General features: G+C 53.3%; 22 protein-coding genes. 4 read left to right on the top strand and 18 right to left on the bottom strand.

Annotation, left to right across the window (positions count from 1 at the left end; translation table 11 throughout):
* Positions 1-25 precede the first annotated feature (25 nt).
* The 18 genes from JAO77_RS08990 to JAO77_RS08905 form a co-directional block, all read right to left on the bottom strand.
* A complete protein-coding gene (locus JAO77_RS08990; RefSeq protein ID WP_198989984.1) occupies positions 26-3,787 on the bottom strand; it encodes a sensor histidine kinase in 3,762 nt (1,253 codons plus the stop codon).
* 125 nt (positions 3,788-3,912) lie between these two features.
* Positions 3,913-4,314 (bottom strand): DUF983 domain-containing protein, encoded by a 402-nt coding sequence (locus JAO77_RS08985; RefSeq protein ID WP_235998327.1) that lies wholly within the window; start codon positions 4,312-4,314, stop codon positions 3,913-3,915.
* Entirely contained in the window at positions 4,311-4,565 is a 255-nt protein-coding gene (locus JAO77_RS08980) for a hypothetical protein (RefSeq protein WP_198989983.1), read from the bottom strand. The genes JAO77_RS08985 and JAO77_RS08980 overlap by 4 nt, the downstream gene beginning before the upstream one ends.
* Positions 4,566-4,606: 41 nt before the next feature.
* Positions 4,607-5,182, bottom strand: coding sequence for a DUF420 domain-containing protein (locus tag JAO77_RS08975; RefSeq protein ID WP_198989982.1), 576 nt, complete (start codon positions 5,180-5,182; stop codon positions 4,607-4,609).
* On the bottom strand, positions 5,166-5,864 hold the full coding sequence (locus JAO77_RS08970; RefSeq protein WP_198989981.1) for a hypothetical protein: 699 nt from the start codon (positions 5,862-5,864) through the stop codon (positions 5,166-5,168). Before JAO77_RS08970 ends, JAO77_RS08975 begins: the two co-directional genes overlap by 17 nt.
* Positions 5,865-5,867: 3 nt before the next feature.
* On the bottom strand, positions 5,868-6,221 hold the full coding sequence (locus JAO77_RS08965) for a cytochrome C oxidase subunit IV family protein (RefSeq protein ID WP_198989980.1): 354 nt from the start codon (positions 6,219-6,221) through the stop codon (positions 5,868-5,870).
* A gap of 86 nt (positions 6,222-6,307) precedes the next feature.
* Positions 6,308-7,084: a cytochrome c oxidase subunit 3 gene (locus JAO77_RS08960; protein ID WP_198989979.1), complete on the bottom strand. Its 777-nt coding sequence runs from the start codon at positions 7,082-7,084 to the stop codon at positions 6,308-6,310.
* A 47-nt stretch (positions 7,085-7,131) separates the two neighbouring features.
* The gene (locus tag JAO77_RS08955) at positions 7,132-7,719 is read right to left on the bottom strand and encodes a cytochrome c oxidase subunit 3 (RefSeq protein ID WP_198989978.1); all 588 of its coding nucleotides are present in this window, start codon (positions 7,717-7,719) and stop codon (positions 7,132-7,134) included.
* 82 nt (positions 7,720-7,801) lie between these two features.
* On the bottom strand, positions 7,802-8,653 hold the full coding sequence (gene cyoE, locus JAO77_RS08950; RefSeq protein WP_198989977.1) for a heme o synthase: 852 nt from the start codon (positions 8,651-8,653) through the stop codon (positions 7,802-7,804).
* 51 nt (positions 8,654-8,704) lie between these two features.
* Positions 8,705-9,817 carry a COX15/CtaA family protein gene (locus JAO77_RS08945; RefSeq protein WP_198989976.1) on the bottom strand — a complete coding sequence of 371 codons (1,113 nt, stop codon included), beginning with the start codon at positions 9,815-9,817 and terminating at the stop codon, positions 8,705-8,707.
* A 109-nt stretch (positions 9,818-9,926) separates the two neighbouring features.
* Positions 9,927-11,795, bottom strand: coding sequence for a cytochrome c oxidase subunit I (locus JAO77_RS08940; protein WP_198989975.1), 1,869 nt, complete (start codon positions 11,793-11,795; stop codon positions 9,927-9,929).
* A 29-nt stretch (positions 11,796-11,824) separates the two neighbouring features.
* Positions 11,825-12,928: a cytochrome c oxidase subunit II gene (locus tag JAO77_RS08935; RefSeq protein ID WP_198989974.1), complete on the bottom strand. Its 1,104-nt coding sequence runs from the start codon at positions 12,926-12,928 to the stop codon at positions 11,825-11,827.
* A gap of 92 nt (positions 12,929-13,020) precedes the next feature.
* Complete coding sequence (locus JAO77_RS08930; protein ID WP_235998325.1) at positions 13,021-14,340, bottom strand: quinol:cytochrome C oxidoreductase; 1,320 nt, start codon at positions 14,338-14,340, stop codon at positions 13,021-13,023.
* A gap of 12 nt (positions 14,341-14,352) precedes the next feature.
* The gene (locus tag JAO77_RS08925) at positions 14,353-15,108 is read right to left on the bottom strand and encodes a c-type cytochrome (protein WP_370549951.1); all 756 of its coding nucleotides are present in this window, start codon (positions 15,106-15,108) and stop codon (positions 14,353-14,355) included.
* Positions 15,108-15,635 carry a DUF3341 domain-containing protein gene (locus tag JAO77_RS08920; protein WP_144849059.1) on the bottom strand — a complete coding sequence of 176 codons (528 nt, stop codon included), beginning with the start codon at positions 15,633-15,635 and terminating at the stop codon, positions 15,108-15,110. Before JAO77_RS08920 ends, JAO77_RS08925 begins: the two co-directional genes overlap by 1 nt.
* Positions 15,628-17,103, bottom strand: a complete 1,476-nt coding sequence (gene nrfD / locus JAO77_RS08915; protein WP_233635929.1) for an NrfD/PsrC family molybdoenzyme membrane anchor subunit — start codon at positions 17,101-17,103, stop codon at positions 15,628-15,630. The genes JAO77_RS08920 and nrfD overlap by 8 nt, the downstream gene beginning before the upstream one ends.
* 50 nt (positions 17,104-17,153) lie before the next feature.
* Positions 17,154-20,237: a TAT-variant-translocated molybdopterin oxidoreductase gene (locus JAO77_RS08910; RefSeq protein ID WP_198989973.1), complete on the bottom strand. Its 3,084-nt coding sequence runs from the start codon at positions 20,235-20,237 to the stop codon at positions 17,154-17,156.
* A 121-nt stretch (positions 20,238-20,358) separates the two neighbouring features.
* Positions 20,359-21,675 carry a cytochrome c3 family protein gene (locus JAO77_RS08905; RefSeq protein ID WP_235998324.1) on the bottom strand — a complete coding sequence of 439 codons (1,317 nt, stop codon included), beginning with the start codon at positions 21,673-21,675 and terminating at the stop codon, positions 20,359-20,361.
* Positions 21,676-22,083: 408 nt separating this feature from the next.
* On the opposite strand from JAO77_RS08905, the gene rpsF reads away from it, so the two are divergent.
* From rpsF to JAO77_RS08885, 4 genes are all read left to right on the top strand, one after another.
* A complete protein-coding gene (rpsF, locus tag JAO77_RS08900; protein WP_144849047.1) occupies positions 22,084-22,455 on the top strand; it encodes a 30S ribosomal protein S6 in 372 nt (123 codons plus the stop codon).
* A gap of 19 nt (positions 22,456-22,474) precedes the next feature.
* Positions 22,475-22,747 (top strand): 30S ribosomal protein S18, encoded by a 273-nt coding sequence (rpsR, locus tag JAO77_RS08895; protein ID WP_144849044.1) that lies wholly within the window; start codon positions 22,475-22,477, stop codon positions 22,745-22,747.
* Between the two features lie 11 nt (positions 22,748-22,758).
* The gene (gene rplI / locus JAO77_RS08890; RefSeq protein WP_198989972.1) at positions 22,759-23,202 is read left to right on the top strand and encodes a 50S ribosomal protein L9; all 444 of its coding nucleotides are present in this window, start codon (positions 22,759-22,761) and stop codon (positions 23,200-23,202) included.
* A 178-nt stretch (positions 23,203-23,380) separates the two neighbouring features.
* The gene (locus JAO77_RS08885; protein WP_198989971.1) at positions 23,381-25,627 is read left to right on the top strand and encodes a GSCFA domain-containing protein; all 2,247 of its coding nucleotides are present in this window, start codon (positions 23,381-23,383) and stop codon (positions 25,625-25,627) included.
* Positions 25,628-25,675: the final 48 nt, after the last annotated feature.

Below are 25,675 nucleotides of genomic sequence, written 5' to 3'. Positions count from 1 at the left end.
ATGCACATAGATACTCCTTACTAATTCATCCTGCCAGCGGCAGCTCTATAAAGAACGTAGTGCCTTCTTCCTCTACCGTTTCAAACCAGATGCGGCCGCCCGCGCTCTCGATGCCGCGCTTGGCCACGGCCAGCCCGATACCCGAGCCGGTGGCCTTGGTAGTGAAGTTGGGGCGGAAGACCTTGTCGCGTACGTCTTCGGCGATGCCGCTGCCATTGTCGGCAATGGTAATCAGCACCTTATCGGGGCTGCATTGCAGGCCTACTTCTTGGCGCGGCTGGCGGCCAGGTGGCACCGCTTGCTTAGCGTTGAGCAGCAAGTTATTGAAAGTGCGTACCAGCAGGCTCTCGTCGGCAAACACGATGCACGATTCCGCACTGGGCAGGTCTAGGTGCAGCTCGCCGCCATCGTCACCGTCCTGCTCCCGGAAGAGGTCGGCGCAGTGCCGGAGCACGGCTGCCACATCGAGACGCTCGGGGCGCATAGTGGGCAGGTTGGTAAAAGTGCTGAACGAGGTAGCAATGTCGGAAAGCACATCAATTTGGGTGATGAGCGTCTGTGAAATGCGGGCTATCAGGGCTTCCGTGTTGGGCCTCCCCTCATCAATAGCCTTTTGCAAGTATTGCAGGCTCAGCTTCATAGGCGTGAGCGGATTCTTGATTTCGTGGGCTACTTGGCGGGCCATCTCGCGCCAGGCCGCTTCCTTTTCTTGCGTGGCTAGCTCGCGCTTACTGGCTTCGAGCTTGCCGAGCATGGTGTTGTACTCCCGCACCAGCAGCCCAATTTCGTCGTCGCTGCTGCGGTAGTCGAGCACTTCATTCTGGCCCGTGAGGGTGGTACGCTTCAGGCGCTCAGTCAGCAGCTTGAGCGGGGCCGTGAGCTGGCGCGTAGCCACAAACGCCAGCACCAAGAACAACAAGCCCATGAGCGTGAAAATGTTGAGAATGGTCGTAAACAGCTCCGTCAGCTTGCTATCTAGCTCCTTCTGCGAATCGAAAAAAGGAATACCCACATAGCCCAGTACCGGCCCTGCCGCGGCGCCGCTGCTACTAGGCATGCGCACGGGCAAGTACAGGGCGCTAAATGACAGTGAACCAGCCCGCTCGGTTAGCAGGATACGGCTCATACCGGCCTCTCGCAAGGCCACAATAGCCTGCGGGTTGAGCAACGACCCTAGGAGACCCGCCTCAAAAATGAGCGGCTGCGAGCTTACCAGTAGTTTACCCTTGGCATCATAAAGGTTGAGGTCCGTTTCGGTGAGGGCAGCCACGTTGTGCACTAGCCCGGTAAGTGCCGGGTCATACCCCGCAGGGCGGTTCGTGCTATCGGTCAGCAGGTCGCGGCGGCGCAACAGGCTCTCGAGGGCAATGTGGCCGCGGCGCTCGTAAGTGCGGTGCAAGTCGCGGCGATAGCCCGAAATAACCTGGCTGGCGGTAGCTACGCTCACAACTACCAGCGACAACAAAATCCCCACATTGAGCAGCACCTGAATGCGAGTGCTAAAATTGAGCTGCCAGGTACTACGCTCGCGGCGCAGCAGCAAGTACAGGCCAGCAGCCAGCAGCCACAGCCCACTATTGAGCAAGAGCTGAAACGAGAAATTAGACAGCCAGTCGGCCAGCGAGTAGGTCGAGGTCGTCACCACCACCGTGCGGCCTTCGGCCCCTCGCACGGCCAAGTGGTGAAACCCACTCAGCACTATGCCTTCCTGATAGAGGCGCGGGTCGCGTAGCCGACTAGCCGGCAGCAGATTAGCATAATCAAAATCGCCCTCGCTGTACACCAAGCGCTCGGCCGCAAAGCCAGCGTAACTGAGGTCGGTGGCTAGGCCCGGCTGAAAAAACTTCTGGTCTACCAGCAGCTCGGGCAGCACGCTGTAGCTCGACAGCTTGCGTAGGCTAAGCGTGAGCACAATGGTACCGGCTGGGGCGGGCGGCCCGATACCCACTACCGGCGGCGCCACCAGCGGCACTACGGCCGCATAGCGCCGCGAGCTAAACGAGTTTTCTGACTTTAGCAGAAACACGCCCGCCTGGTCAGTAGCCGTGGCCGTGCGCGATAGCAGCTCGCGCGTTTGGCCAAAGGTGAGCGTGTCATTCCCTTGCGTATCCACGGGCTTGCCCGCCGCGTCGAATAAGCCAATGCCGGCTTCGTACTTATCGAAGTAGTCGCGCAGATACTGCCGGCTCACGCGGCGGCGCACTGCATCGGCCCGCACGGGCTGGGCGGCCAGCATCTGGGCAATAACCGGGTCGGCGGCGAGCAAGCGAATACGCTCGCCCAGCAAAAACTCTCCTTGCAAGTCATTATCGACCAACAGATTATTAGCCAAGCGTTGCTTGTCTAGCAATAGCTGGTGTCCAAACTGCTCGTACTGAGCCATCGCACCGGTAGCCGCGCCCAGCCCCAGTAGCAGCAGCACTAAGTAAGCCAGGCCCCTAGGCCCCGGCCCGGCCATGCGCACCAGCACAAAATAGCTAATGGCCAGGGCAGCTAGGCACAGCCAGGTCCAGCCCAGCAGGGCGCTCAGCCCCAGCAGCACTAGCGCGCCACCCGCCGTAAGACCGAGCAGCAGGCCGCCATGTATCAGCCGCCGGCCGGGCCCCAGTAGCCTGGTAAGCAGCAGCAGCAGCAGCAAAAAGGCGGCCGAGTGCAGCACCACTGCCAGCACCAGCACTAGCCGGAAGCCCGAAATCTGAATGCTCTGCGTAACATCGAGGTTGAGCTGGCCACTACTGAACGCCGTGCGGTAGTAGCTGTGCAACGCGAGTAAGAGCGAGCTAAACAGCACAGTCAGCCCTATCCGCCATCCCATGCGGTTGCCGACCTGCGCGCGGGTTTGCCACCGATAGTGGATGCTCAGCAGCCACACCCCGGCAGCCACCACTAGCGCCAGTACGGCATTCAGCAGCAAGTCGCCTAGCGATGGGGCCCAGCTGGACACAGCGTACACCCTAGGGTCGAACAGCGGTAGCTCCAGCATTGCAAAGGGTAGGCCCAGTTGCAACAGCACCACGCGCAGCACTAGCAGCGGCAGTATCAGAGCCGCGACGGCTGCCCCACCCCGACGAGCCAGCCACCAGCGCCACGCCAGCGCCAGCCAGCCGCCTACGTACAGCAGCACACCTAGTGCCAGCAAGGCCAGTGGCAAGTAGCGCCCCGCCAGCGAGCTGTTTTGCAGCCACTGCACTGCAAACAGCGGCTGACCATTGGCTTCTCGCACCAGGGTATTCGGCTTGGCGCCCGCAGCGGCTTGCACCTGCACATCCAGCCCTTGCAGCAGGGCGCGGCCATAGCCTTCGCGCAGGTAGCGGTTGCTGATGCCATAACGCTGCAGCAGCGGAATATATACCAGCACTACCGTTGTCTCTTGGGCACGCCGCACCACCACAAAGTCACCTAGGGCGGTTTGTGAAAGCCATTCGGCCCGGGTATCGGCTATGTCTTCTGCCTTGGGCGAAGGGCCCGCGGCTGACCACTCTTGCAGCTGCCCATCCTGCACTACAAAGGCCGGATAGGTGCTCTGGCTGAGTAGCTGGCTAAATCGAATAGTCTTGCGGAACAGGCTGGTTTGCAGAATGCGCTCCGCTTCCTGGTTGGCAGTGGCCGTTGCTTGCTGCACTAAGTGCTGCACCTGGGCCGTGCCGGGCTGCGATTCTTCCCCGGCTCCAGGGCCATACTCGGTAGCCAGGTAGCTAGCCCCAAAGCATAATAACCCACAGACAATCAGCAGCCAAGCCCCTGCTATACCCCAGCCGCGACGAACCAATGAGTTAGAAAGCTCCATAGGTAGCTTAAATAAATACCCTGGCCAACTGCCGGCACCTTAGTGCCGCGCAGCCAACCAGGGCTTTCTTAAGAGATAACACCGCCGCTGTTGCTACAAAAATCGGGCGAGGATAGACCTAGGTGCTACGCCGCGCGACCTTTTTCTAGGTAGCGCTTATCAAAGCGCACCCCACCAAACGCATATAGCATCACTGCGCGGGCATAGCGAAAAGAGGGCGGCGTGAGCAAGAGCATCACTACGGCCACTGTCGTCACGTACACCCAGGTCGGCGGGTCGCCAAAAAACCAGTATAATACGGCGCCACTTCCAAGCACTATCGGCACTGCAAAAGCGAAGCTGATGTACATAGCTCCCCAATAAAAGCCTGGCTCCGGCTCGTAGTGCTGCCCGCATACCGGGCAGCTCTCGGGCATGTCCGTAAAATGCCCTAGGTTGTACATGCCATAGTTGAACAAAGGCCCCGTATGGCAATGCGGACAGCGTAGCGCTAGCAGGGCCAGCCACCACGCTCGGACGGGCTTCATACTACGGGCGTACGCTTAGGGTGCGTGCGCCGATACCAGAAATACCCGATAGCCCCCATCAAAATGTAGGGTACCGTCATCATATATACAATGCCCTTGTTGAGGCCGGCTACGTCATAGTCGTCGCGCTCGGCGCGGGCAGCTTCTACCTGCGACTTACACATTACGCACTGGGCAAACGCCTGCGAGCCCAACCCAAGCTGGCCTAGTAGCAAGTAGCTAAGTGCCAGAGCAAAAATGAGTTTCTTCATAAATTTAGAACACTAGTATGCGTAGAAAGTTTACTACCTGCCTAAGCGGCGGGGTAATACGGAGCAATCATAAAGTATACGATGACACCCGTTACAGAGACATAAAGCCACACCGGAAACGTCCACCGTGCAATGGCTTTGTGCTTGGTATACTGCCCCGTGAGGGCAAAGTAGAGCGTGAATAATACCAGTGCTACGGTTACCACAGCCAAGCTAATATGGGTCAGGAGCAAGATAAAATAAACCATGCGAATGGCCCCTACCCCACCAAAATGCGTGCTGTCTGCTTGCGAGTGGTACGCCACGTAAGAAAGCAAAAACAAGCTACCTAGGCCAAACGCAATGCCCATCATCGCTCGGTGCCGCACTACATCCTTCTGCCGAATAAAGTAATAGCCTGCCAGCAGACAAATGGCCGTCAATGAGTTTAACCCCGCATTAATAGCAGGCAGCATCCGTACCTGAGCCCCCGGGATACGGAAGGTTTGCGGGAAGAAGTAAAGGACCGCTACCAACAGGGGCACTACCGCCCCCAGTATACCCAGAATAATCTTATATTTTGTGTAGTCGCCCGGCTCTAATACGGGCGGATGCAACTGCTCAGTGGCGGTGGTCATAGATATAAAGCAAAACGTTAACTTCCGTGATGAGCCGCTCTATCTCATGGATATCGGCTCCATCGTAGATGCCACGCACATGCTGGTCGTGGTCAATTAGCAACAACCGCCCCGCTGGCAAAGTTGCCGGCTCGGTAGCAGGCCGAAAAGGCAGTTGCTCTGGGCGCAGCGCTGTTAAGCCTAGTTCGTACTGGGCTAAGCGCTGCACCGAGTCGGGAGTAGCGCCTAGGACAAACCATTTGCCACTGATGGTGCCGTATTGCTCGCTCAGCTTTTCTAGCTGCGCGCTTGCTTCGGGAGCCGAAAGTGTGGGTGGTAACGCAGCTATTGTGGCAAGCCGCACGCGCGGTTCACGACGAAACTTCTCCTGCAGACGGGCCATTTCGCGCGTTGCCTGCACATCGGCTTCCCCTTGGGTCAGAAGCTGCAGGATGTACAGGCCTTGCCCCAACTCCTGGCTTGCTACATAGCGCCCACCGGCCGCGCGGAGGCGGAAAGGCTGTACCCGGTGATAAACAGTATCGCGCTGCCACCCTCCGCCCGCAAGGCGGACGGAGTCCGCCCGCTCGGGCAAGTAGGTTGGCAGCGCGTAATGATTGGAGCCGAAGCCGTACAGGAACAGAAAGGCCAATACGGGCACCAGCAGCAGTAGCCCCAACAAAATGGTTTGGCGGGGCCGCATTGACTAGCTGAACATGTGCGCGAGAGTTTCGCCGATAGACGAACCTTCCGTAACTAGGGCAACTACTAGCCACACCAGCAGCGCGGTGGGGATAAGGATAGTCCAGATGAGGCTTTTTGTTTCATGCTTCAAGTGCATGAATTCGCCCACAATAAAGAATGCCTTAAGAATCGTGAGCACAATAAAGATGCTGTTGCGGAAAGTACGCAATTCAGGATTCGTCATGGCGAAGGCAATAGCAAACTCCACGGCCGTGATGATTACCAGCACCCAGAAGGTTTTCCAAATCCACCCAGTATTGGGTTTAGCGATTTCGCCTGGAACGTAGGCGTGTTCGGTAGTAGCGTGAGCAGACATTTTTTGAATTTTTATAGTCTTGAATGCTGAATGCTGAACACCCTAGGTAGGATATTCAGCATTCTGAGCAACATCCAAAAATTTTATTACACCAGATAGAAGAAGGTGAATACGAACACCCATACCAAATCTACAAAGTGCCAGTAGAGGCCAATTTTCTCAACCATCTCGTAGTGGCCGCGCTTCTCAAACGTACCGTTGGTAGTAGCGATAAAGCACCATACCAACAAGCATACCCCGGAGAATACGTGCGTACCATGGAAACCGGTGATGAAGAAGAACAAGTCGGCAAACAGCGGCGGGCCGTACTCGTTAGTAGCTAGGTTGGCGCCATGCATTACTGAACCATCTGCCATTAGCAAACCCTTTTCAGAACCACCGATAAAGTGGCTCCATTCCCAAGCCTGCGAGCTGAGGAACATAGCACCAAAGAGAATAGTCCACAGCAGCCATTTTTGCACATCGGCCTTGTCCATGCGGTGTCCGGCTTCTACTGCCAGTACCATCGTCACGGAGCTGAAGATGAGAATCATCGTCATCAAGGCTACGAAAGCCAGCGGCAAGTCCATGCCGTGCAAGCCGGGGAAGCCGTTGAATACTTTTTCAGGAATAGGCCAGTGGGCCGTGCTGAAAAAGAATTTGTCAGCGGTACCGGTAAACACGCCGTGTTTGTGGCGAATCATGCCGTATGCCGTCAAAAACGCTCCAAAAGTGAAGGCGTCCGACAGCAGGAAGAACCACATCATCAGCTTGCCGTAGCTCGCTTTAAAGGGTTCATTGCCACCATCCCAGGTGCCGGTGCGCGGAGCATCGGTGTAGGTAGTAGTAGCAGCAGTGGGCTCTAAGGTGGTCGAATGGGCCATAGCAGGCGGCAAAATAAACGGGAAGTTATCCTACGACAACTCGCGGATTAGTGGTTCAAAAGTAGGAACAAATACAGGTACAACCAAAGGCCGCCCAAGAAGTGCCAGTAGATGGTGGCATTGCCAATCGACAGCATAGCCCGCGAATGCACCTGATAGTTAAGGCTTCGCTTAAGCACCACCGCTACGAAAATAAGCCCGGTAATCAAGTGGAAGGCGTGCACGCCCATGAGTACGTATACGAAAGAACCCGAAGGGTTGGCGTCGGCGCCGCCAAAAAAGGTGCGGCCATCCACTAGGTCACCCCAGGAGTGCACCTGTCCGAATAGGAAAACTATTCCCAAACCCAAGGTTACCAATAAGCCAAGCTGGGCCCGCTTTACTTCATTGTGTTTGGCCGAATAGTAAGCCCACTGCATAGCTGCGCTACTCAGCACAATAGCAATGGTATTGAACAGAAGACTAAGGGGCAGGTCAAACTCGCGCCAGTTGCCCTCGTCGCGACGCACAATGTAACCGCTAGTGAAAGCGGCAAACATCATAATAATGCTGAAAATAAGCAGAATAAGCACTACCCGTTTTGGGTGTAGCCCTAGACCTTCTTCTTTCTCAAGCAGCAGCTCTGAAGTATTCATGAGGTAGTAAGAATTAGTTGTCAGTTTTGCCACCTAGGTGGCTTCGTTACTGAACTGATAACAAAAAGCGGACAATTAAAAATCAAACTTTATCCAGAACCAGCGCTATTTGTACAATAGGCAAATAAAGGAAAGAAGCGAACATGATGCTCAAGGCCGCCTTTCGGTCTTGCGTGCGCATAAGCTGCACCGTCATCAGCAGAAAAATAACTCCACATACCAAGGCTACGCCCGCCGACACACGCCCTGAGATACCTAGGACCAGAGGCAGCAGCGACACTGGAATTAGTAGCACGGTATAGGTCATTATTTGGAATGCCGTGCGTAAATCCCGCTCGCCCGGTGAGGGCAGCATCTTGAAGCCTGCACGCTTGTAGTCCTCATCGGCCACCCAGGCGATGGCCCAAAAATGCGGAAACTGCCACATGAACTGGATGCCAAACAGCACCCAAGCCGGAACGCCTACAAAGCCCGTGGCGGCCACCCAGCCTATCATGGGCGGCAACCCACCTGGAATGGCCCCTACTGCCACGCACACGGGTGATATGGTCTTCAGAGGGGTGTATATAAACCCATAGAGAATGAGTGAAAGCAGCGACAACGCTGCCGTCAAAGGATTGAAATAGTAGACCAACAGTGCTAGGCCCGCGACCCCGAGGATTATACAGAATACCCAGGCTTCATTAGGCGAAATGCGGCCAGTAGGAAGCGGCCGCCCTTCAGTGCGGCGCATGTGTTTATCAAGGTCTTTTTCAAAAACCTGATTGATAATATTGGCCGACCCCGTTACCAGCAAGCCACCTAGCATTACCAGCAACACGCGACTCCAACTTAGATCTCGGGCCCCTAATAGATAGCCAATGGCGCTGGAAAACGCCACCGTAAACGAAAGCCGAAACTTTAGGAGTTGGAAATAGGCACGGGCCTTTGTCATTCAGCTATTGCCGGTATCCGCTTTGGCGCAGCTAGAGACCGGATTACAAAGTTACGCATGAGCCGGCTGTGGCAGGACCTGTTGTGCATTAGTCTTTGCCCGTTGCCACGTTACCAGCGTCAAAAATTGGGCTCCGAACAGCATAGTTGCTAGTGTAAGGTGCACTGGCTGCATTACGGCCGGCAAAGCCAGATAGGCGAGTACTATCCCTACCACGATTTCCAACCCTAACAGCCCTAACGAGGTAGCAAGTAAGCGACGCAGTCCCGCCCCAGCTGTTGGCCACAGCCTGTATACCACGTAGCCATTCAGCAATACTACTAGCACAGACATAGAGCGGTGCACTTTAAATACGCTGCCAAGCTGGTCTATCCAGCTGCCACGATTTATATAGTTTGCGGCTGACGCTACTTGGTCTACTTGCTCGCGCACCTGCGTCCCCAGCACTATCTGAATAAATGTAGCTACCAACGCCAGCCACAGCAGGGTATAGATACCGCTCGTGTTCTCTGAGGCCACAGCCGATAGCCTAGAACTCGTTTCATTCATGGACTGCAGTTCGGTCCAATGCTGGGCTCTATTAGCCGCATAAAGCAACATGGCTACTATAAGCAAAGCTAGGCCCATATGAATAGTGACCATAATCGGTAACAGGTTAGTCGACACTACCAGCGAGCCTAGCCAACCTTGTACACCCGTTAACAACCACCCTCCTACTGCCAACCAAAACACCGTCCGGTCACGCCGCCAATAAGGTAATGCTACAATGGCTGTTACAAAAACGAAGATTCCTATGAGCGCCCCCAAAAGACGATTGATGTACTCTATCCAGGTTTTCGTCGCATTAAAATCCGTTTCGATGTACTGCGTAGGGTGAGCAAAAATTTCACCAGCCACCTGCTTGAAACCCAATCCAGCTAAGGTGCGAGCTAGTTTTTGATTTTTAGCTACGCGCTGCGCGGTATATACTTGTTTGTAGTCGGCCGGCAGCTCACTAACGTTGGTAGGAGGCACCCACTGGCCAAAGCAACGGGGCCAGTCGGGGCAACCCATGCCTGAGCCGGTAGCTCTAACAACTCCTCCTACCAAGATGAGCAGGTAGATACTGACTACTGTTAAAATGCTCCAGAACCGAAATCGGCGTACAGAACTATCTATTTGCATAGCAACTGAACAAAATTACCTAGGTCACAAATCCTCTAGGCAATGGTTCAACAAAATAAAACGGGCCGCCGTTGCGCGGCGGCCCGTTCAGGCAAAACATTAAGTTAGCTTAGTCTTCTAGCTCCCGCTCGTAGGGCAGGTTAGAAGAGGCCGTTTGCGAATACGGCACGTTCTGGGGTATGAAATCTACTTCAGAACCAGGCTTGCTGTAATCGTAGGGCCAGCGATATACTGCCGGAATCTCACCTGGCCAGTTGCCGTGGCCGGGTACAATCGGCGTCGTCCACTCCAGCGTCGTTGAGTTCCAAGGATTTTGCGTAGCACGACGACCACGGAAAATGCTATAGAAGAAGTTGAAGATGAAAACGAACTGAGCGAAGAAGGCAAGGATAGCTGCAGCTGAGATAAACTTGTTCAGGTCAGCAAACTGGCTGAAGGCGTCGAAGCCAGTCCAAGCATAGTAACGACGGGGGAAACCAGCAATACCTACGTAGTGCATCGGCATGAATACGAGGTATACACCAATGAACGTCAGCCAGAAATGGATGTATCCTAGCTTCTCATCCATCATGCGCCCAAACATCTTCGGGAACCAGTGATATACACCCGCAAACAAACCAAAGAATGCCGACGAACCCATTACTAAGTGGAAGTGAGCCACTACGAAATAAGTATTGTGCATTTGAATGTCAAGCGTAGCATTACCTAGGATAATACCAGTTAGACCACCCGAGATGAACAGCGATACGAAGCCAATGGAGAATAGCATGGCGGCTGTGAAGCGGATGTTACCGCGCCATAGAGTAGCCAACCAGTTGAACACCTTTACGCCTGAAGGAACTGCGATGATAAGCGTGAGGAACATGAATACCGAACCGAGGAAAGGATTCATGCCAGTCACGAACATATGGTGAGCCCATACCACGAACGAAAGCAGCGAAATTCCAATCAGCGAACCAATCATTGCGCGGTAGCCAAAAATAGGCTTACGAGCGTTGGTAGCAAGGATTTCCGATACCATACCCATAGCAGGCATGATAACGATATATACTTCTGGGTGACCTAGGAACCAGAACAAGTGCTGGAACAGTACTGGTGAACCACCTTGGTTGTGTAGCGCTTGCCCAGCGATGTAGATATCGGACAAGAAGAACGACGTACCGAAAGAACGGTCGAATACAAGAAGCAGAGCAGCCGAGAGCAGTACCGGGAACGACAGAATACCTAGGATAGCCGTGAGGAAGAATGCCCAGATAGTCAGGGGCAGCTTGCTCATGCTCAGGCCACGCGTACGCAGGTTGATTACCGTCGTCACGTAGTTAACACCACCTAGGAGCTGAGACACGATAAAGAACACCATCGATACCAGCCACATCGTCATACCCATACCCGAACCTTTGATGGCCTGGGGCAAGGCACTAAGCGGGGGGTAGATAGTCCATCCTGCTGCAGCTGGTCCAGTTTCCAGAAACAGTGATACAAACATGATAACGCTCGAAAGGAAGAAGAACCAATACGAGAGCATGTTCATAAAGCCAGAAGCCATATCACGTGCTCCGACCTGCAGGGGAATCAAGAAGTTAGAGAAGGTACCTGATAGACCTGCTGTTAGCACGAAGAATACCATGATGGTACCGTGCATAGTTACCAGGGCCAGATAGAATTCAGGATTCAGTTTACCCCCTTCAATCCACTTACCAAGAATTGGTTGCAACCAGTCTAGAGTAGCCTCAGGCCAACCTAATTGCAAACGAAACAAGCTGGAAAGCGTGCCGCCTACAATAGCCCAGAATATCCCCGTGATGAGGAATTGCCGAGCAATCATTTTGTGGTCTTGGCTGAACACATACTTCCACAGCCAATGCTGGTCGTGGTGCTCATCGTGCTCATGCAGGTGCTCATCATGCTCAGTATGCGGTACTGGAGCAGTACCGATACCTCCTTGGGCATGCGCAGATGCGGGAAGATTAGTAGCCATATAAAAAACAGTTTTCCGTAAAAATCAACTTACATCGCGGTCTGCGCTGATAGAGGGGTAGCAGGTGTCTCACCGGTCTCCTCTATAGCGGCAGCTTTAGCGCCCAGGCTACCGCCCTTGCCTAAACCTGCACTCTTACTCGTCTCCTTGTAAGAAGCCATCATATCAGTATTAGCCGAGTTTGGCTTTTGCTTAGCGTACCACGCTTGATAATCGTCTGGTTCATCTACAATAACCTTTGCCTTCATTGCAAAGTGGCTAGCTCCACAAATTTGATTGCAAGCTAATTCGTAGTCGAATTTAGGATTACCTAAATGCGCACGCATTTCATCGGTCGTCATTGTAGGTGTGAACCAGAACCGAGTTGGCATACCAGGCACAGCATACATCTGCACGCGGAAATGCGGCATATAAACGGCGTGCAATACGTCACGAGAGCGTATCTTAATCAAGACTGGATGCCCTTTAGGCACGTGAATCTCACCATTAGTCGTGAAATCATCAAGTGCAGCTTTGTCACTCAAATCAAAACCAAAGTCGTTAGAAGCGTCGATAAGACGGTAATTAACGACCCCAAGCTTCATATCACGGCCAGGATAACGAACAAGCCAATTGAACTGCTTACCCATTACTTCTACTACTACTGCATCTTTAGGCGCAGGACCAGTAATACGAGTCCATGCCTTCCAACCAGCGAAAATCAAGGAGGCCATCACAATAGCCGGAATAATAGTCCAAACTACTTCGATAGTGTTATTGTGCGCGAAGAAGTAAGCACGACGCCCTTCTTTATGCTGATACTTATACGAGTAAACGAACAGAATAACCTGAGTAAGAACAAAAGCAATGCCTATAACGGTCATTGTCGTCCAGAACATCCGCTCCATGGCGTGGCCATGAATAGATGCTATAGGCGGGTTCATTTTATTGAAGTTCTCCGAGAAGGACCAAAAGAATGCCGCTCCACCTACTACCATGAATACTAGCATCAGCACCGCATTAATACGGTTGCTCATACCAATCTCCCGAACGTAGGTACCGGAAAAGATAGAGGTCAGAATCTGGAGCCGGAACAGCAGGCCGAAAACGACCAGCAGAAGAACCAGCACCAAGAGGATTGTTAAAGCAGTCATTGAATGTAAGCTAGAAGTCAGGAGCCGGAAGCTAGAAAAACAGCGCAGTTTACCAACTGACTATTGGCTTCTAGCCACTGTATTCTATGAGTTTAAGTCGTGTGGTGAACGCTCTCTTCGATGAATGGGTGATTAACAGGTACCAATGATGCTGCAGCTAAGCGGCGCGTCACGAGTATTAGGAAAGCACCCAGTAAAATAAGCGCTACACCAATTTCAATTAGAAACCCATTTTCGCCCTTCATAGTGCCCGGCATGAGCATCAAATAAAAGTCAGACCAGTGGCCTATCAATATAGCGATACACACTATCTTGAGCATAATCATCTGGCGCTTTGCATCCCGCGTCATCAATGCCAAGAAAGGAAAGGCAAAATTGATGAGTAGGTTTCCGTAGAACATCCACGTGTAGCGGCCATCAAAGCCACCTAAGCGCTGGTTGAAGTATACCGACTCTTCAGGCAGGTTAGCATACCAAATAAGCATGAACTGCGAGAACCACACATAAGTCCAGAAGATGCTGAAACCAAACATGAACTTACCTAGGTCATGAAAATGGTTTGAGTTCAACATGCGCAGATAACCAGCTTGTTTCAGGTAGATGGCAATTAGCGTAGTTGCGGCGATACCAGATACCCACCAAGAAGCGAATACATACCAGCCAAACATTGTGCTGAACCAGTGCACGTCTACAGACATTACCCAGTCCCAAGCCGACATAGAAGATGTCACAGCAAACAATACTAGAAAAAGAGCCGCTGTCGTGATGCTCGTATGGAAATAGCTAGTACCACCATTCAAGTCTTCCTGTATCGACAGTTGACGCAAACGCTGTGAGAAAGCCCACCAAATGAACAGGTAGGAAACCATCCGAATCAGGTAGAAAGGAATACTGAGGAAACCGCCTTTACCCGCAATGATGGCATCATAGTTTGGACTGTTCTTGTCCATGATGCCTGGTACGGTCCAGTGGAACAGGTCATGATTGATGAGGCTAGCGGCGAAGACCAACACCATGATAACTGCTCCAGGAAGAATCCAGGCGCTAAGTGCCTCATTAATGCGCTTTATCACCACTGACCAACCAGCGTATGCTACGTACTGGATAGCCATAAAGACGGTGCCCACTACCGAGACACCGATAAAAAATACGTTGCTATGCCACAGGCTAACCAGCAAACGCTTCAGCCAGATGGGGCTACCAGCATGCTCAGCATGGCCGTGACTGGAGGCGGATGCCACATGACCAGCGGCTTCGTGGTGCTCGCCCCAGCCCATGAAAGCGGCCAGTAAGCCAAGAGCCAGGATGATAATACCGGCTATTATAATAGTAACGAACGTACGCTGCAAGCCAGGATGCTCTTGCAAGTGCTCAGCTACAACGGGTTCGTGATGATGCGTCAGAGTTGCCATATCTATCAAAAATTACATCGAGCCGTTACGAGCCTTGGTATTGCCTTGGCCGGGCGTCTCAGAGCCAGTACCTGCCTGGGCTTTGCCTTCTGGCTTTTGGTTAGCTCCATCAGTTTGTTGTGAGCCGTTACCAGCTTCCGCATCAGTGGCTGGACGCGCTGCCGCTTCTTTCACAAGCTTAGGCAGGTCAGCAGGGTCGTTGTTGAGCTGCAACACATGGACATACATCGCAATTTTCCAGCGTTCCTCAGGGTTCACTTGGGAGCCGTGTGGCATCATGCGGTTACGTCCCCATTGAATGACGTGATAGATGTGCCCATCATTCATCGTCTTGTAAGCGCCCGAATTGTAATTCGGCACACCCTTGAATTTTTGACCTACAGGACCGTCACCTTTGCCACTTTCACCGTGGCAGTGCTGGCAATTGCGCGTGTAAAGCACTTGCCCCTCTTCCAAATTCGCTTTGGTGTAAGGATAAGGGTTGCTCAATTGACGCTCAGCTATTCGCACACTATCCTTGGGAATGTGGTCGTAGTAGTTGAGCTTGCCACGAGGAACGGTACCAGTAGCTGGAGTGCGCTCGTTGATGCCGAAAGCGTTAATCTTGTTGTAGCTCGTTTGGCGTAGCGGCTCGTAAGGGATAGACTCGTACATCTCCGGCGCATATTCTACACCGGGGTCGTCGGCACGCGTCGAGCAAGCTCCAAGGCCGGTACTCAGCAGCAGGGAGGCCGCGTACAGCCCGTGTTTGAGGGAAGGCGACATCATTAGAATTTGGTCATTTCCTTTTGATTGACTTCGCTAGCTCCGTTTTCGCGAAGCAACTGAGTCAATTTCGGCAACTGTGAGCTGGTTTCATCCAGTTCAATAGCCACTACAAATTTGTCGTCGGTCGAGCGCGCATCAAGAACTGGTGTTTTGATGCGTGGGTACAGCTTCGAGATGGTGTAGAAGGTGATTACCATGCCATGGCAGGTAAAAAACACCGTCAATTCGAAGCTAACCGGGATGAAGGCCGGCAGAGCAATGTTTGGTTTACCGCCGATAATCATTGGCCAGTCAAAACCTAACATGTAAATCTGCATCCACAGTGCGAAAGACAGACCACATAAGCCGTAGAAGAAGGCTGCAATAGGCAAACGCGACCGCTCGATACCTAGGGCATCATCGATGCCGTGCACTGGGTAAGGAGAGAAAACATCGTAAATCTTAACTCCCGCGCCGCGAACATTATCAATTGCGTGGAGGAGCACATCTTCATCCTCGAAGATGCCGAGAGCAAAGCGCTTAGTCATGTTTGTCGTAGTTTACAGGGGCCGAAGCAGGAACGCCGGGCGTAGAATAAGGCGTCGGAGAATTACGACGGCTTGCCGATTGCGAACCATCGTTGGTTCCGCCATAGGTAGGACCATCGTTGACGGTGTACTTCAAGATAGTCTTAACCTCTGCCATGTTGATAACAGGGAAGAACTTGGCGAAGAGCAAGAACAGCGTGAAGAACAAGCCGATAGTACCTACATAAACACCCACGTCAATGCTAGTAGGCGAGAACATAGCCCACGAGGAGGGCAGGTAATCGCGGTGTAGCGAGGATACAATGATTACGAAGCGTTCGAACCACATACCAATGTTCACGATGATAGACAAGATGAACGTGAGTAGAATGCTGTAACGAACCCGACGGAACCATACCAACTGCGGCGTAATAACGTTGCAAGTCATCATGCTAGCGTATGCCCACCAATATGGACCAGTAGCGCGGTTGATGAAGCAGTACTGCTCATACTCAACCTGTGAATACCAAGCAATGAAGAACTCGGTGATATAAGCTACACCTACGATAGAGCCAGTCGTCATCATGATTTTGTTCATGAGGGCAATGTGCTCCAACGTAATGTAATCTTCTAGCTTGAATACTACACGGGTGATAAGCATTAGCGTAAGTACCATTGCAAAACCCGAGAAGATAGCACCTGCCACAAAGTAGGGCGGGAAGATGGTAGTGTGCCAGCCTGGTACTACCGAAGTTGCAAAGTCCATCGAAACGATGGTGTGTACCGAGAGTACCAGAGGAGTAGACACACCAGCTAGGATGAGCGACACTGTCTCGTAACGCGACCAGTGCTTAGCCGAGCCCGTCCAGCCAAAGCTGAGGAGCGAGTAGCTCACTTTTGCAATCTTACCTTTAGCGCGGTCACGGATAGTAGCGAAGTCAGGTACTAGACCAGTGTACCAGAAGACCAGCGATACTGTGAAATAGGTAGATATAGCGAATACGTCCCACAACAGAGGCGAGTTAAAGTTTGCCCACAATGACCCTAAGGTATTCTGCAGCGGGAAAACGTAGAAAGCCAACCAGGGACGACCCATGTGCAGTACCGGGAACATGGCAGCACAGATTACGGCGAAAATCGTCATAGCTTCTGCTGCCCGGTTGATGGACGACCGCCACTTTTGACGGAACAGCAGCAGTACTGCCGAAATCAGTGTACCAGCGTGGCCAATACCTACCCACCATACGAAGTTGGTGATATCCCAAGCCCAACCGATAGTTTTATTGAGGCCCCACTCACCGATACCATACCATAGGGTACGATAAACTGAGTAAAAGAAAACGCCTAGCAGAACCAGGGCTACAGCCAAGGCGCCCATCCACCGAACGTTCGGGGCAGCTTCTACTTGGTAGCAGATATCCTGAGTTACGTCGTGGTACGTCTTGCCACTCGTTACGAGCGGCTCGCGTACAGGTGATACGTGCTGCATAATGATGAATAATTAAAGACTTAACTCGTGGTAATCAGGCTATCTGCTGCCTAGGCTGGCTTTTCTTCGGGGAAGAAGGCCGACTGCTCTACATTGCGGATTTTAGTCAGGTACGTAACGTTGGGCTGCACGTTGATAGAATCTAACACGTGGAACGCACGCTCGCCATCCTCGCGCTTCAGTAGCTTGCTGATGCGGCTGCTTGGGTCACGCATATCGCCGAAAAGAATGGCTTCGGTGGGGCAGGACTGTGCGCAAGCGGCGACAACTTCTCCGTCTAATGGGCGGCGCTTCTGCTTTTTAGCTTCTAGCTTACCAAGCTGAATACGCTGTACGCAGAAAGAGCATTTCTCCATTACACCGCGGGCACGAACCGTTACATCGGGGTTCAGCACCATCCGGCCTAGGTCGGTAAACATGTGGCCGTTCACGTCCTCAAACTTCTCGTTAGAGTAGTAAGAGAACCAGTTAAAGCGACGCACTTTATACGGGCAGTTGTTGGCGCAGTAGCGAGTACCCACGCAACGGTTGTAGGTCATCTGGTTGAGACCTTCTGAGCTGTGCGTAGTGGCTAGCACTGGGCACACCGTTTCGCAGGGTGCATGGTTGCAGTGCTGGCACAGCATGGGCTGGAATACTACCTGCGGGTTGTCCGAAGGGTCTTCCATAGCAGCGTATGTGTCCAGCTTGCCTTTTTCGTCGAAATCACTCTTGTGCGCGTTCGAGCTATAGTAGCGGTCGATACGCATCCAGTGCATTTCGCGGCGGTTGATAACCTGCTGCTTGCCTACAACGGCAATGTTGTTTTCGGTCTGGCACCCAATCACGCATGAGCCGCAGCCAATGCACGAGTTGAGGTCAATTGCCATTCCCCAGTGATGGTCATTATACTGGTAATCCTGCCAGAGCGAAACTTTGCTGGGCTTTTCTAGGCCTTCTGGCGTAGCAATGCGCTCATACTCCGTTACCTCTTTAGGATTTTCGCGGTACTTCTCCAGTGTGTTCTCCTGCACCACCTCACGGCGGTCCATGATAGTGTGGTGCGTCTGCGTCTGTGCGATAGGGCTGTTGGCACCTGTAGCTTTCAGCGTTACAGCGTTGGCGTAGACAATACCGTCTTTATTTACTTGCGCAAACGGAAAAGCATTTTCACCTACGTTATCGCCAACGCGGCCAGCCATCACACGGCCGTAACCAACAGCAATACTTACGGTGCCATCAGCTTGGCCTGGCTGAATCAATACTGGCAGGTTGAGTGGTTTTGCCACTCCAGCAGCGCTGATGCTTAGCACATCGCCTTGCTCCCATTTATTGGCTACTGCCATAGCACGGGGCACGGCTACGTAGTTGCCCCAAGTAGCTTTCGAAATTGGGTCGGGCAATTCCTGCAGGAAGGGGTTGTTAGCTTCTACGCCACCTTCGCCGATACCTACCTTTTCATACAACGCCAACTCTACCGTGCCAGCCGGAGCTGTAGGCACATTACGTAGGCGGCTTACAGCTTCAGCTGCACCAATTACTGGTGACGAGAAAGCTGGGGCTGCAGTCAGAGCGGTACCGGTAGCAACACCATCGTGTACAGCTTTATCCCAAGCAGCCTGGAAGCCATTAGCACCAAGCACATTGCGCCAGCCAGCTTTTAGGAAGTTGTAGTAGGTCTCGTTAGAACCAGCCCAACGCAAGAAGCTTTCTTGTCCCTGGCGGGTTTTGAAGATGGGCGTAATAGCGGGCTGAGCAAGGCTCAAGAAACCACGCTTGGGCTCATAGTCATTCCACGACTCTAGCCAGTGGCTGTCGGGCGCTTGGTATTGGCACAGCGAACCCGTCTCGTCGAGGCGGTCGTTGAGCGATACGCTTAAAGCAGCTTTTGCAATACCGGCTTTAATTTGCGCACCTAGGGGGTGGTTGTATACCGGGTTAGCGTTGTAGAAGAATACAGCACTAACAGCCCCGCTGTTGAGGTCGCGAACGAACTGCGCCATACGCGCATCATCGCCCTGACGCACATAAGACGGATTCGTCAAGTCAACCGAAGTACCCACGTTGCCGAGGCTCTGGTTGATAGCAGCAACTAGAACTTGAACTGCAGGGTCGTTAGAACCAGCTACCACGAGCGAAGCACCGCGGTTGTTCTGCAATTCAGTAGCAGCAGCCTTCACTTTCGCACTGATAGCTGGAGTCAAGGCTGGAGCCGTACCACCACCTACAATGGCACTGTACAGCGCTAGCACTACTGCTGGCATTTGCGAAGGCTTAACTGGCACGCGGATATCAGCGTTCGAACCGCTCAAGGATAGAGCCGTCTCAAACTGGTAGTGGCGCGACATAGTGGGCTTAGCTGGCCCATCGCTTCTAACCTTACGATTAGTAATATACTGACGCGAATATTCAACAGGCGAAATCCACGTACCTAGGAAGTCGGCGCCTAGGCTAACGATAACGTTTGCGCGGCTAAAATCATAGGCTGGCAGTACACCACCATTTGCTTGCAGTAGTCCCGAAGCAGAGTTGACGTCGTACATGACATGCTCTACGTTGCGGTGGCTTGCTGCGAAAGCAGCTATGGCTCGCTTGGTGCCAGGGCTAATAATAGTCGGCGATACGATGGTGATTTTACCAGTAGCGCTGTTTAGCCCAGTACGAATGGCTTGGTCGACTTTGTCAAAATCAGCCTTCTTGCCCTTAGCCATAAATTGCTGCAGGCGGCCACCGTCATACAAGCTTAGGATGGCAGCTTGTGCGCGGGCCGAGAGGCCACCACGCGTCACAGGTGACTCAGGGTTACCTTCTAGCTTAATCGGACGACCATCACGGTTTTTCACCAGTACCGCGTTGTAATCGGAGCCAGTGAAGTAGGTCGAGGCGTAGAAGTTAGAGATAGTCGGGTCGACCTCTTCCGGCTTATTGAGATACGGAATTGCTTTGCGAACCGGTGCTTCGCAAGCGGCTAGTGTGGCCGCTGCTACGCCGAAACCCATAAGCTTTAGAAAGTCACGGCGGGGGGCTACCGAACTATCTTCGGCATCGCCGGCGCGGCTTTCCTTCACCGGCAGAAAGTCAGGAAATTCGGCGAAGGCGTTCTTAGCAAACTCCGGCGAATTATCCAGCTCTTCAATTCCCTTCCAGTATTTCATTGTAGGTAGTAAGGAGACGGACGAAGAGGACCTAAGATGCGGCAGCAAGGTGATAGCCTGCGCTCGTTTAATCTTAGTTAAGTGCTTCGCGTCCTAAATAATAAAGCTTAGCTGAAAAAACTTAGTAGTGGCACTTCGAGCACTCGGTACCGCCGTTCGACGACACAGTGAAAGGAACTGCATTGTTAGACTTGTCGTGCAGTTTCACGAGGTTGTCATAGTAAGCATTGCCTTTCGTGTTGAGAGGAGTCTCGCGGTGGCAATTAATGCACCAGCCCATCGTGAGAGCCGAGTACTGGTACACCACTTCCATATTTTGGATGGGACCGTGGCAGGTCTGGCACTGAATGCCACCAACCTGGGTGTGCTGCGAGTGGTTGAAGTAAGCAAGGTCGGGCAGGTTGTGCACGCGCACCCACTGAATGGGTTGCTTGCGCTCGATGGCCCGGTAGATTTTCTTGATTTCCGGCGATTCTGTCTTAATCTGCGAGTGGCAGTTCATACAGATGTTAGCCGATGGGATATTAGCTGATTTGCCCTTATAAACTGAGGTGTGGCAGTAAGCGCAGTTGATGTTGTTTTCGCCAGCGTGCAGCTTGTGCGAGAAAGCAATCGGCTGCGTGGGCTGGTAACCTTGCGTCAGGCCAACAGCCATTACACTTTGCACACCAGCGTAGAGTAATGCTAGTGCTACTACAGCGCCCACTATGCCGCGGAGAGCAGTTGACTTATACAAACCAGCCCAGTCGAAGCGCTGCTCCAGAATTTCTACATCGCGGCCGTCTAGGTCTTTGCGACCACGCAGCACGTCCTTCATCAAGTTAGCGATGATGACGAGCGTAACTACTAATACAATCAGCACTACCACGAGCACGATGAGCAGCACATCGGCATACTTGCCTGCACCAGCGCCACCAGCATCGGCGGTGTCTCCACCAGCGCCGTCAACTTTAGCTGCATTCTCCTTAGTAGGACCAGCAACAGGACCTGCACCTTGAGAATCAACCCAAGCCATGATGCTGGTTATTTCCTTGTCCGACAGCGCGAACGAAGGCATCTGCTGCTTACCGTAGTCATTAAACAGCTTCACGGCATACTCGTCACCGCTAGCAATAACTTTGGCAGGGTTCTTGACCCACTTAATTAACCACGGAATTTGACGACGCTTAGTGATTCCAGCTAGTGCCGGGCCCACCACTTTTTCATTTACTGCGTGGCACTGCGTACAGTTAGCCTTGAAAAGAGCGTCGCCTGCCTGAATAGCAGCGGCATCACCGCCGCCAGTAGCTGGGGCTGCTCCTGCGGTGCCCCCAGGGGTTACACCTTGCTGGCTTACGGTAGCTGCCGATGTGGCGTCCTGTGCAGTGGCGGAGCCCGCCAAGGCCAGAAATAGTGCTAGCACCCAATAGCTGGTGCGTGATAGAAAGCTATTCATCATCCAAACGAACCGGTAAAAACGGAATGCGGGCGTACCCTTTCCGGGGTACAAATGTAGGCTAGGAATTGTGGGTGGCAAAGGTGAGAAAGGCATTTTAGGGCCCTAGCAGCTTATTTAGAATCTGCCTAAATAACCAATTAAGACAGCTTATTCCTGCTGTAATGCAGTGGCGATTTATACTAAGGTATCACCTACGCAGTTAATTGCCTAAGCAGGAGCTTACTTTTTGATAGCTACCCTAGGTGCGATGCTTAACTATTGGGTAAGCGCCGCCACTCATGATTAGTTCATGGAGTGAAGGAGTAGGTCGGCCTAGACGGATACTTAGGTGGGCACTTGGTAATCTTGCGGGAAATCAGTACCTTTGCACCCCAATTCATTTTTTCACTCCCAAAATCAACCCCGTCAATGGACGTAAGAAATTACGAGACGGTCTTCATCCTTACCCCCGTGCTAAACGAGGGCCAGGTGCAAGAGACGGTCGAGAAGTTCTCGCAGGTGCTTAAGGAAAATAGCGCCGACCTCATTTCTACTGAAGCCTGGGGCTTGCGCAAGCTGGCTTACCCGATTCAAAAGAAATCCACTGGTTACTACTTTACCCTGACCTACAACGGCTCGGGCAATATTGTAGACGTACTGGAGCTGGCTTTCCGCCGCGACGAGCGGGTTATCCGCTTTCTGACCACGGTGCTCGATAAGCACGCCGTGACTTACAACGAGCGCCGCCGCAACGGCGAAATGAACCAGCCGAAAGCTCCGCAAGAAGCTGCCGCTCAGTAACCCTCTAGTACGTAACACGATGGCTACCTCGAACAACCGCAACAACAACCGCGACAACGGTAACAAGCCCGTTGACACGCGCAACAAGTACTGCCGCTTCAAGAAGAACGGTATCAAGTACGTAGACTACAAAGACCCGAACTTCCTATTGAAGTTTGTAAACGAGCAGGGTCGCTTGCTGCCCCGCCGTATCACGGGTACTAGCTTGAAATTCCAGCGCAAAGTGGCCCAGGCAGTAGCAAAAGCTCGCCACTTGGCTCTGATGCCCTACGTAACTGACGCCCTGAAATAGACTTTATAGAGATGGAAATCATTCTGAAAGACGACGTTAAGGGTCTGGGCTACAAGAACGACCTCGTAACGGTGAAGTCGGGCTACGGCCGCAACTACCTATTGCCCCAAGGCCTCGCTATTCTGGCTGACAAATCGGCTAAGAAAATTGTAGCAGAAAACGTGCGCCAAGCGGCTCACAAAGCTGAAAAGGTTAAAGCTGATGCACAAGCAGTAGCTGACCAAATCGGTGACCAAGTATTTGAGCTGCCTGCTAAAGTGGGTGAAACCGGCAAAATTTTCGGCCGCGTAACTACCCTGCAGCTAGCTGATGCCTTGAAAAACAAGGGTATCGAGGTAGACCGCAAGCGCTTGAGCTTCGACCAGGAGCCGACTACCGCTGGCGACTATACCGCTACGCTGAACCTGCACAAAGAAGTTAAGCACACGGTTAATTTCCGCGTAGTAGCTGCTTAAATTTTAAGCGAGTAGTTAGTAATAGCTACTCGCTATTAAAAGCCCTGATGGACGGCCTTGCTCCTAGCTAGGTCATCTATCAGGGCTTTTTTGTTGATTGACAGCGTGATACCAGCGTTAGAATCTAATAGCTAGTCGCCATAAGCTAACAGCTACGCAGCGCCTACCTTTGTAGCTCATGTTTCGGACTGAATTAACTATTGCGCCGCAGGAGCGGCTATTGCCGCGCACGGCGCGGGTGCTGACGGTGGGCTCATGTTTTGCCGACAGTATTGGCGAGCGGCTACGGCTTAATAAAGTCAATGCGCTGGTCAATCCTTTTGGCACCGTGTTTCAGCCATTAGCGCTGGCCCAACTGCTGCGGGCGGCAGCCGGCGAAGAGCAGGACTGGCAGCAGCATGTGGTGGAAGCGCGAGGCCGCTGGCAGAGCTATGACTTTCATGGTACCATTGGGGCCGAGTCACCGGTCGAGCTGCTGCAAACCATCCAGGAAACGGTGCGCCGCGTAGGCGACTTTGTGCGCACCGCCAATGCGGTAATTCTTACTCTAGGTACCGCCTGGGCTTATCGCCTACGCGAAACCGGTGAGCTAGTAAGCAATTTGCATAAACTGCCGGCTGGCTTATTTGAGAAAGAGCTGCTGACAGCTGATGAGATAGTAAACGGCTTAGCGGAGGTGCACGCTCTTTTGCGGCGCATGAACCCCGCTATTCGCATTGTGCTCACGGTGAGCCCCGTGCGGCACATAAAAGACACGCTGCCGCTGAATGCGGTGAGCAAATCGGTGCTGCGGGTGGCTTGCCACTACCTGAGTGAGCTGCTTCCTAACGTCAGCTATTTCCCAGCTTACGAGTTGCTCACTGATGACCTACGCGACTATCGCTTTTACGCGGCCGATATGCTGCATCCGTCGGAAGTTGCGGAAGACTACATCTGGGAGCGGTTTGCGCGGGCCTATTTCGATGCTGACTTCGGACGCTTCCGCAAGGAATGGGCGGCCGTGCGGCAATCCCTAGGTCACCGGCCGCTGCACCCAGGTGCCCCAGAGCACCGCGCTTTCCTAGACCAGACCCGCGAGCGCCTCGAGCGCATGACTAGCCAGGGCGTGGATGTACGCCAAGAGCTACGTGATGTGCAGCGCCAGCTGGCTGCTTTACCCCCACCCCGCCCAGTGCGCGTGCCCGAGGTAGAGGTGGTAGATGATGAGGAGCGCATCGATATTGGCAGCGACGAGGCCGATAGCGCATCTCCTACCCTACTGCCCCCCACCGAGACAGCGCCGCAGCAAAACCGACGCCACGAAAATCGCCGCGATGGCCGGCGCAACGACCGCACTAGCCGCGACCGGCGCGATAACCGCCCGGCTCCGGTGGCTCTGCCAGCGTCGGAAGAACCCGTAGCACCGGCCGAGGCACTACCTCAAGAGTCAGTAGCTGCTGAGGTAGAAGCCTTGCTTACCAATCCAGAGGTCGAATTACTAGTAGCGGTGTCGGAGGAAGGGATTGGCTATCCTGCTAAAAAGAAGAAGCGTCGCTCACGAGGCGGAGCCAAACGCACGGCGCGCAAAAACGCCGCCCGCTTGGCCGCTGAACAGGAAGGCAGCCAGCTTTCGCCAGATGAAGCAGAAGAGCCTACCGAAGAGGTAACAGAGGAATCTGCTACTTATAGCGAGACGTTTGAAGCGCCGGCGGCTGCAGAAGGGGTTTTTGCTGGGCCGCTGGCCTTAGCTGAATTGCCTAATGAGGTAGCTTCTGAGCCAGATAATGACCTAGGAACTGAAACTACGCCTGAGCGACCGGCCGAAGCTCCAGCACCGGTTAGCCCAGAGCAGCCAGCGCCAATTCGTAAGCGAGGCACTGGTCCAACTCCCAAAAAATCAAAAGTCATTACAAAATCGGCCTTGGTGAAGCGGGGCAAACGCACTAGCTTATACCGCTCGCCGACAGCTGAAGCAGCCGAAGTACCCGCACTTGAGCCGGCAGCGGAGCCCGCAACAGCGCCGATTATTTCGCCGCCGATTATTCCTGAAGTACTACTAGAGCGGCCCGCAGTGGCGCTAGCTGAGTTTCCGCCTAGCGAGCCCGAGGTAGAAGAGTTCGCGGCTGAGGTGGCGGCTGATACCGCCCCTGCCAAGCCCAAGCGCGGCCGGCCCAAAGCTGCTCGCCAGCCTGCTGCATCAGCCGACAACCCAGCGCCTAACGAGGCTGAAATGACTGACCCGTCAACTGAAGCGGCCCCGGCTGCCTTAGATGCCAGCGAGGAAGCCTCTAGCGATAAGCCTGCTACTAAAGCCAAGCCCCGGGCGGCTCGTGCTGCTAAAGCTGCCACGCCTAAAAAGCCAGCGGCAAAAGCAGACACGCCACGCCGCGGCCGGCCGCCGGGCAAGAAAACGCCACCAGCAGCGCCGGAGGCGCCTGCTGCATAATTTCTCAAAACCCAGCCCACTCGGCTGGGTTTTGTTTTACCCGTCGCT

Source organism: Hymenobacter sp. BT559 (assembly GCF_016427535.1).
In the GTDB taxonomy this organism is placed as follows: domain Bacteria; phylum Bacteroidota; class Bacteroidia; order Cytophagales; family Hymenobacteraceae; genus Hymenobacter.
The sequence above is the reverse complement of the archived record's forward strand: the minus strand, read 5'-3'. Positions and strand labels throughout refer to the sequence as shown.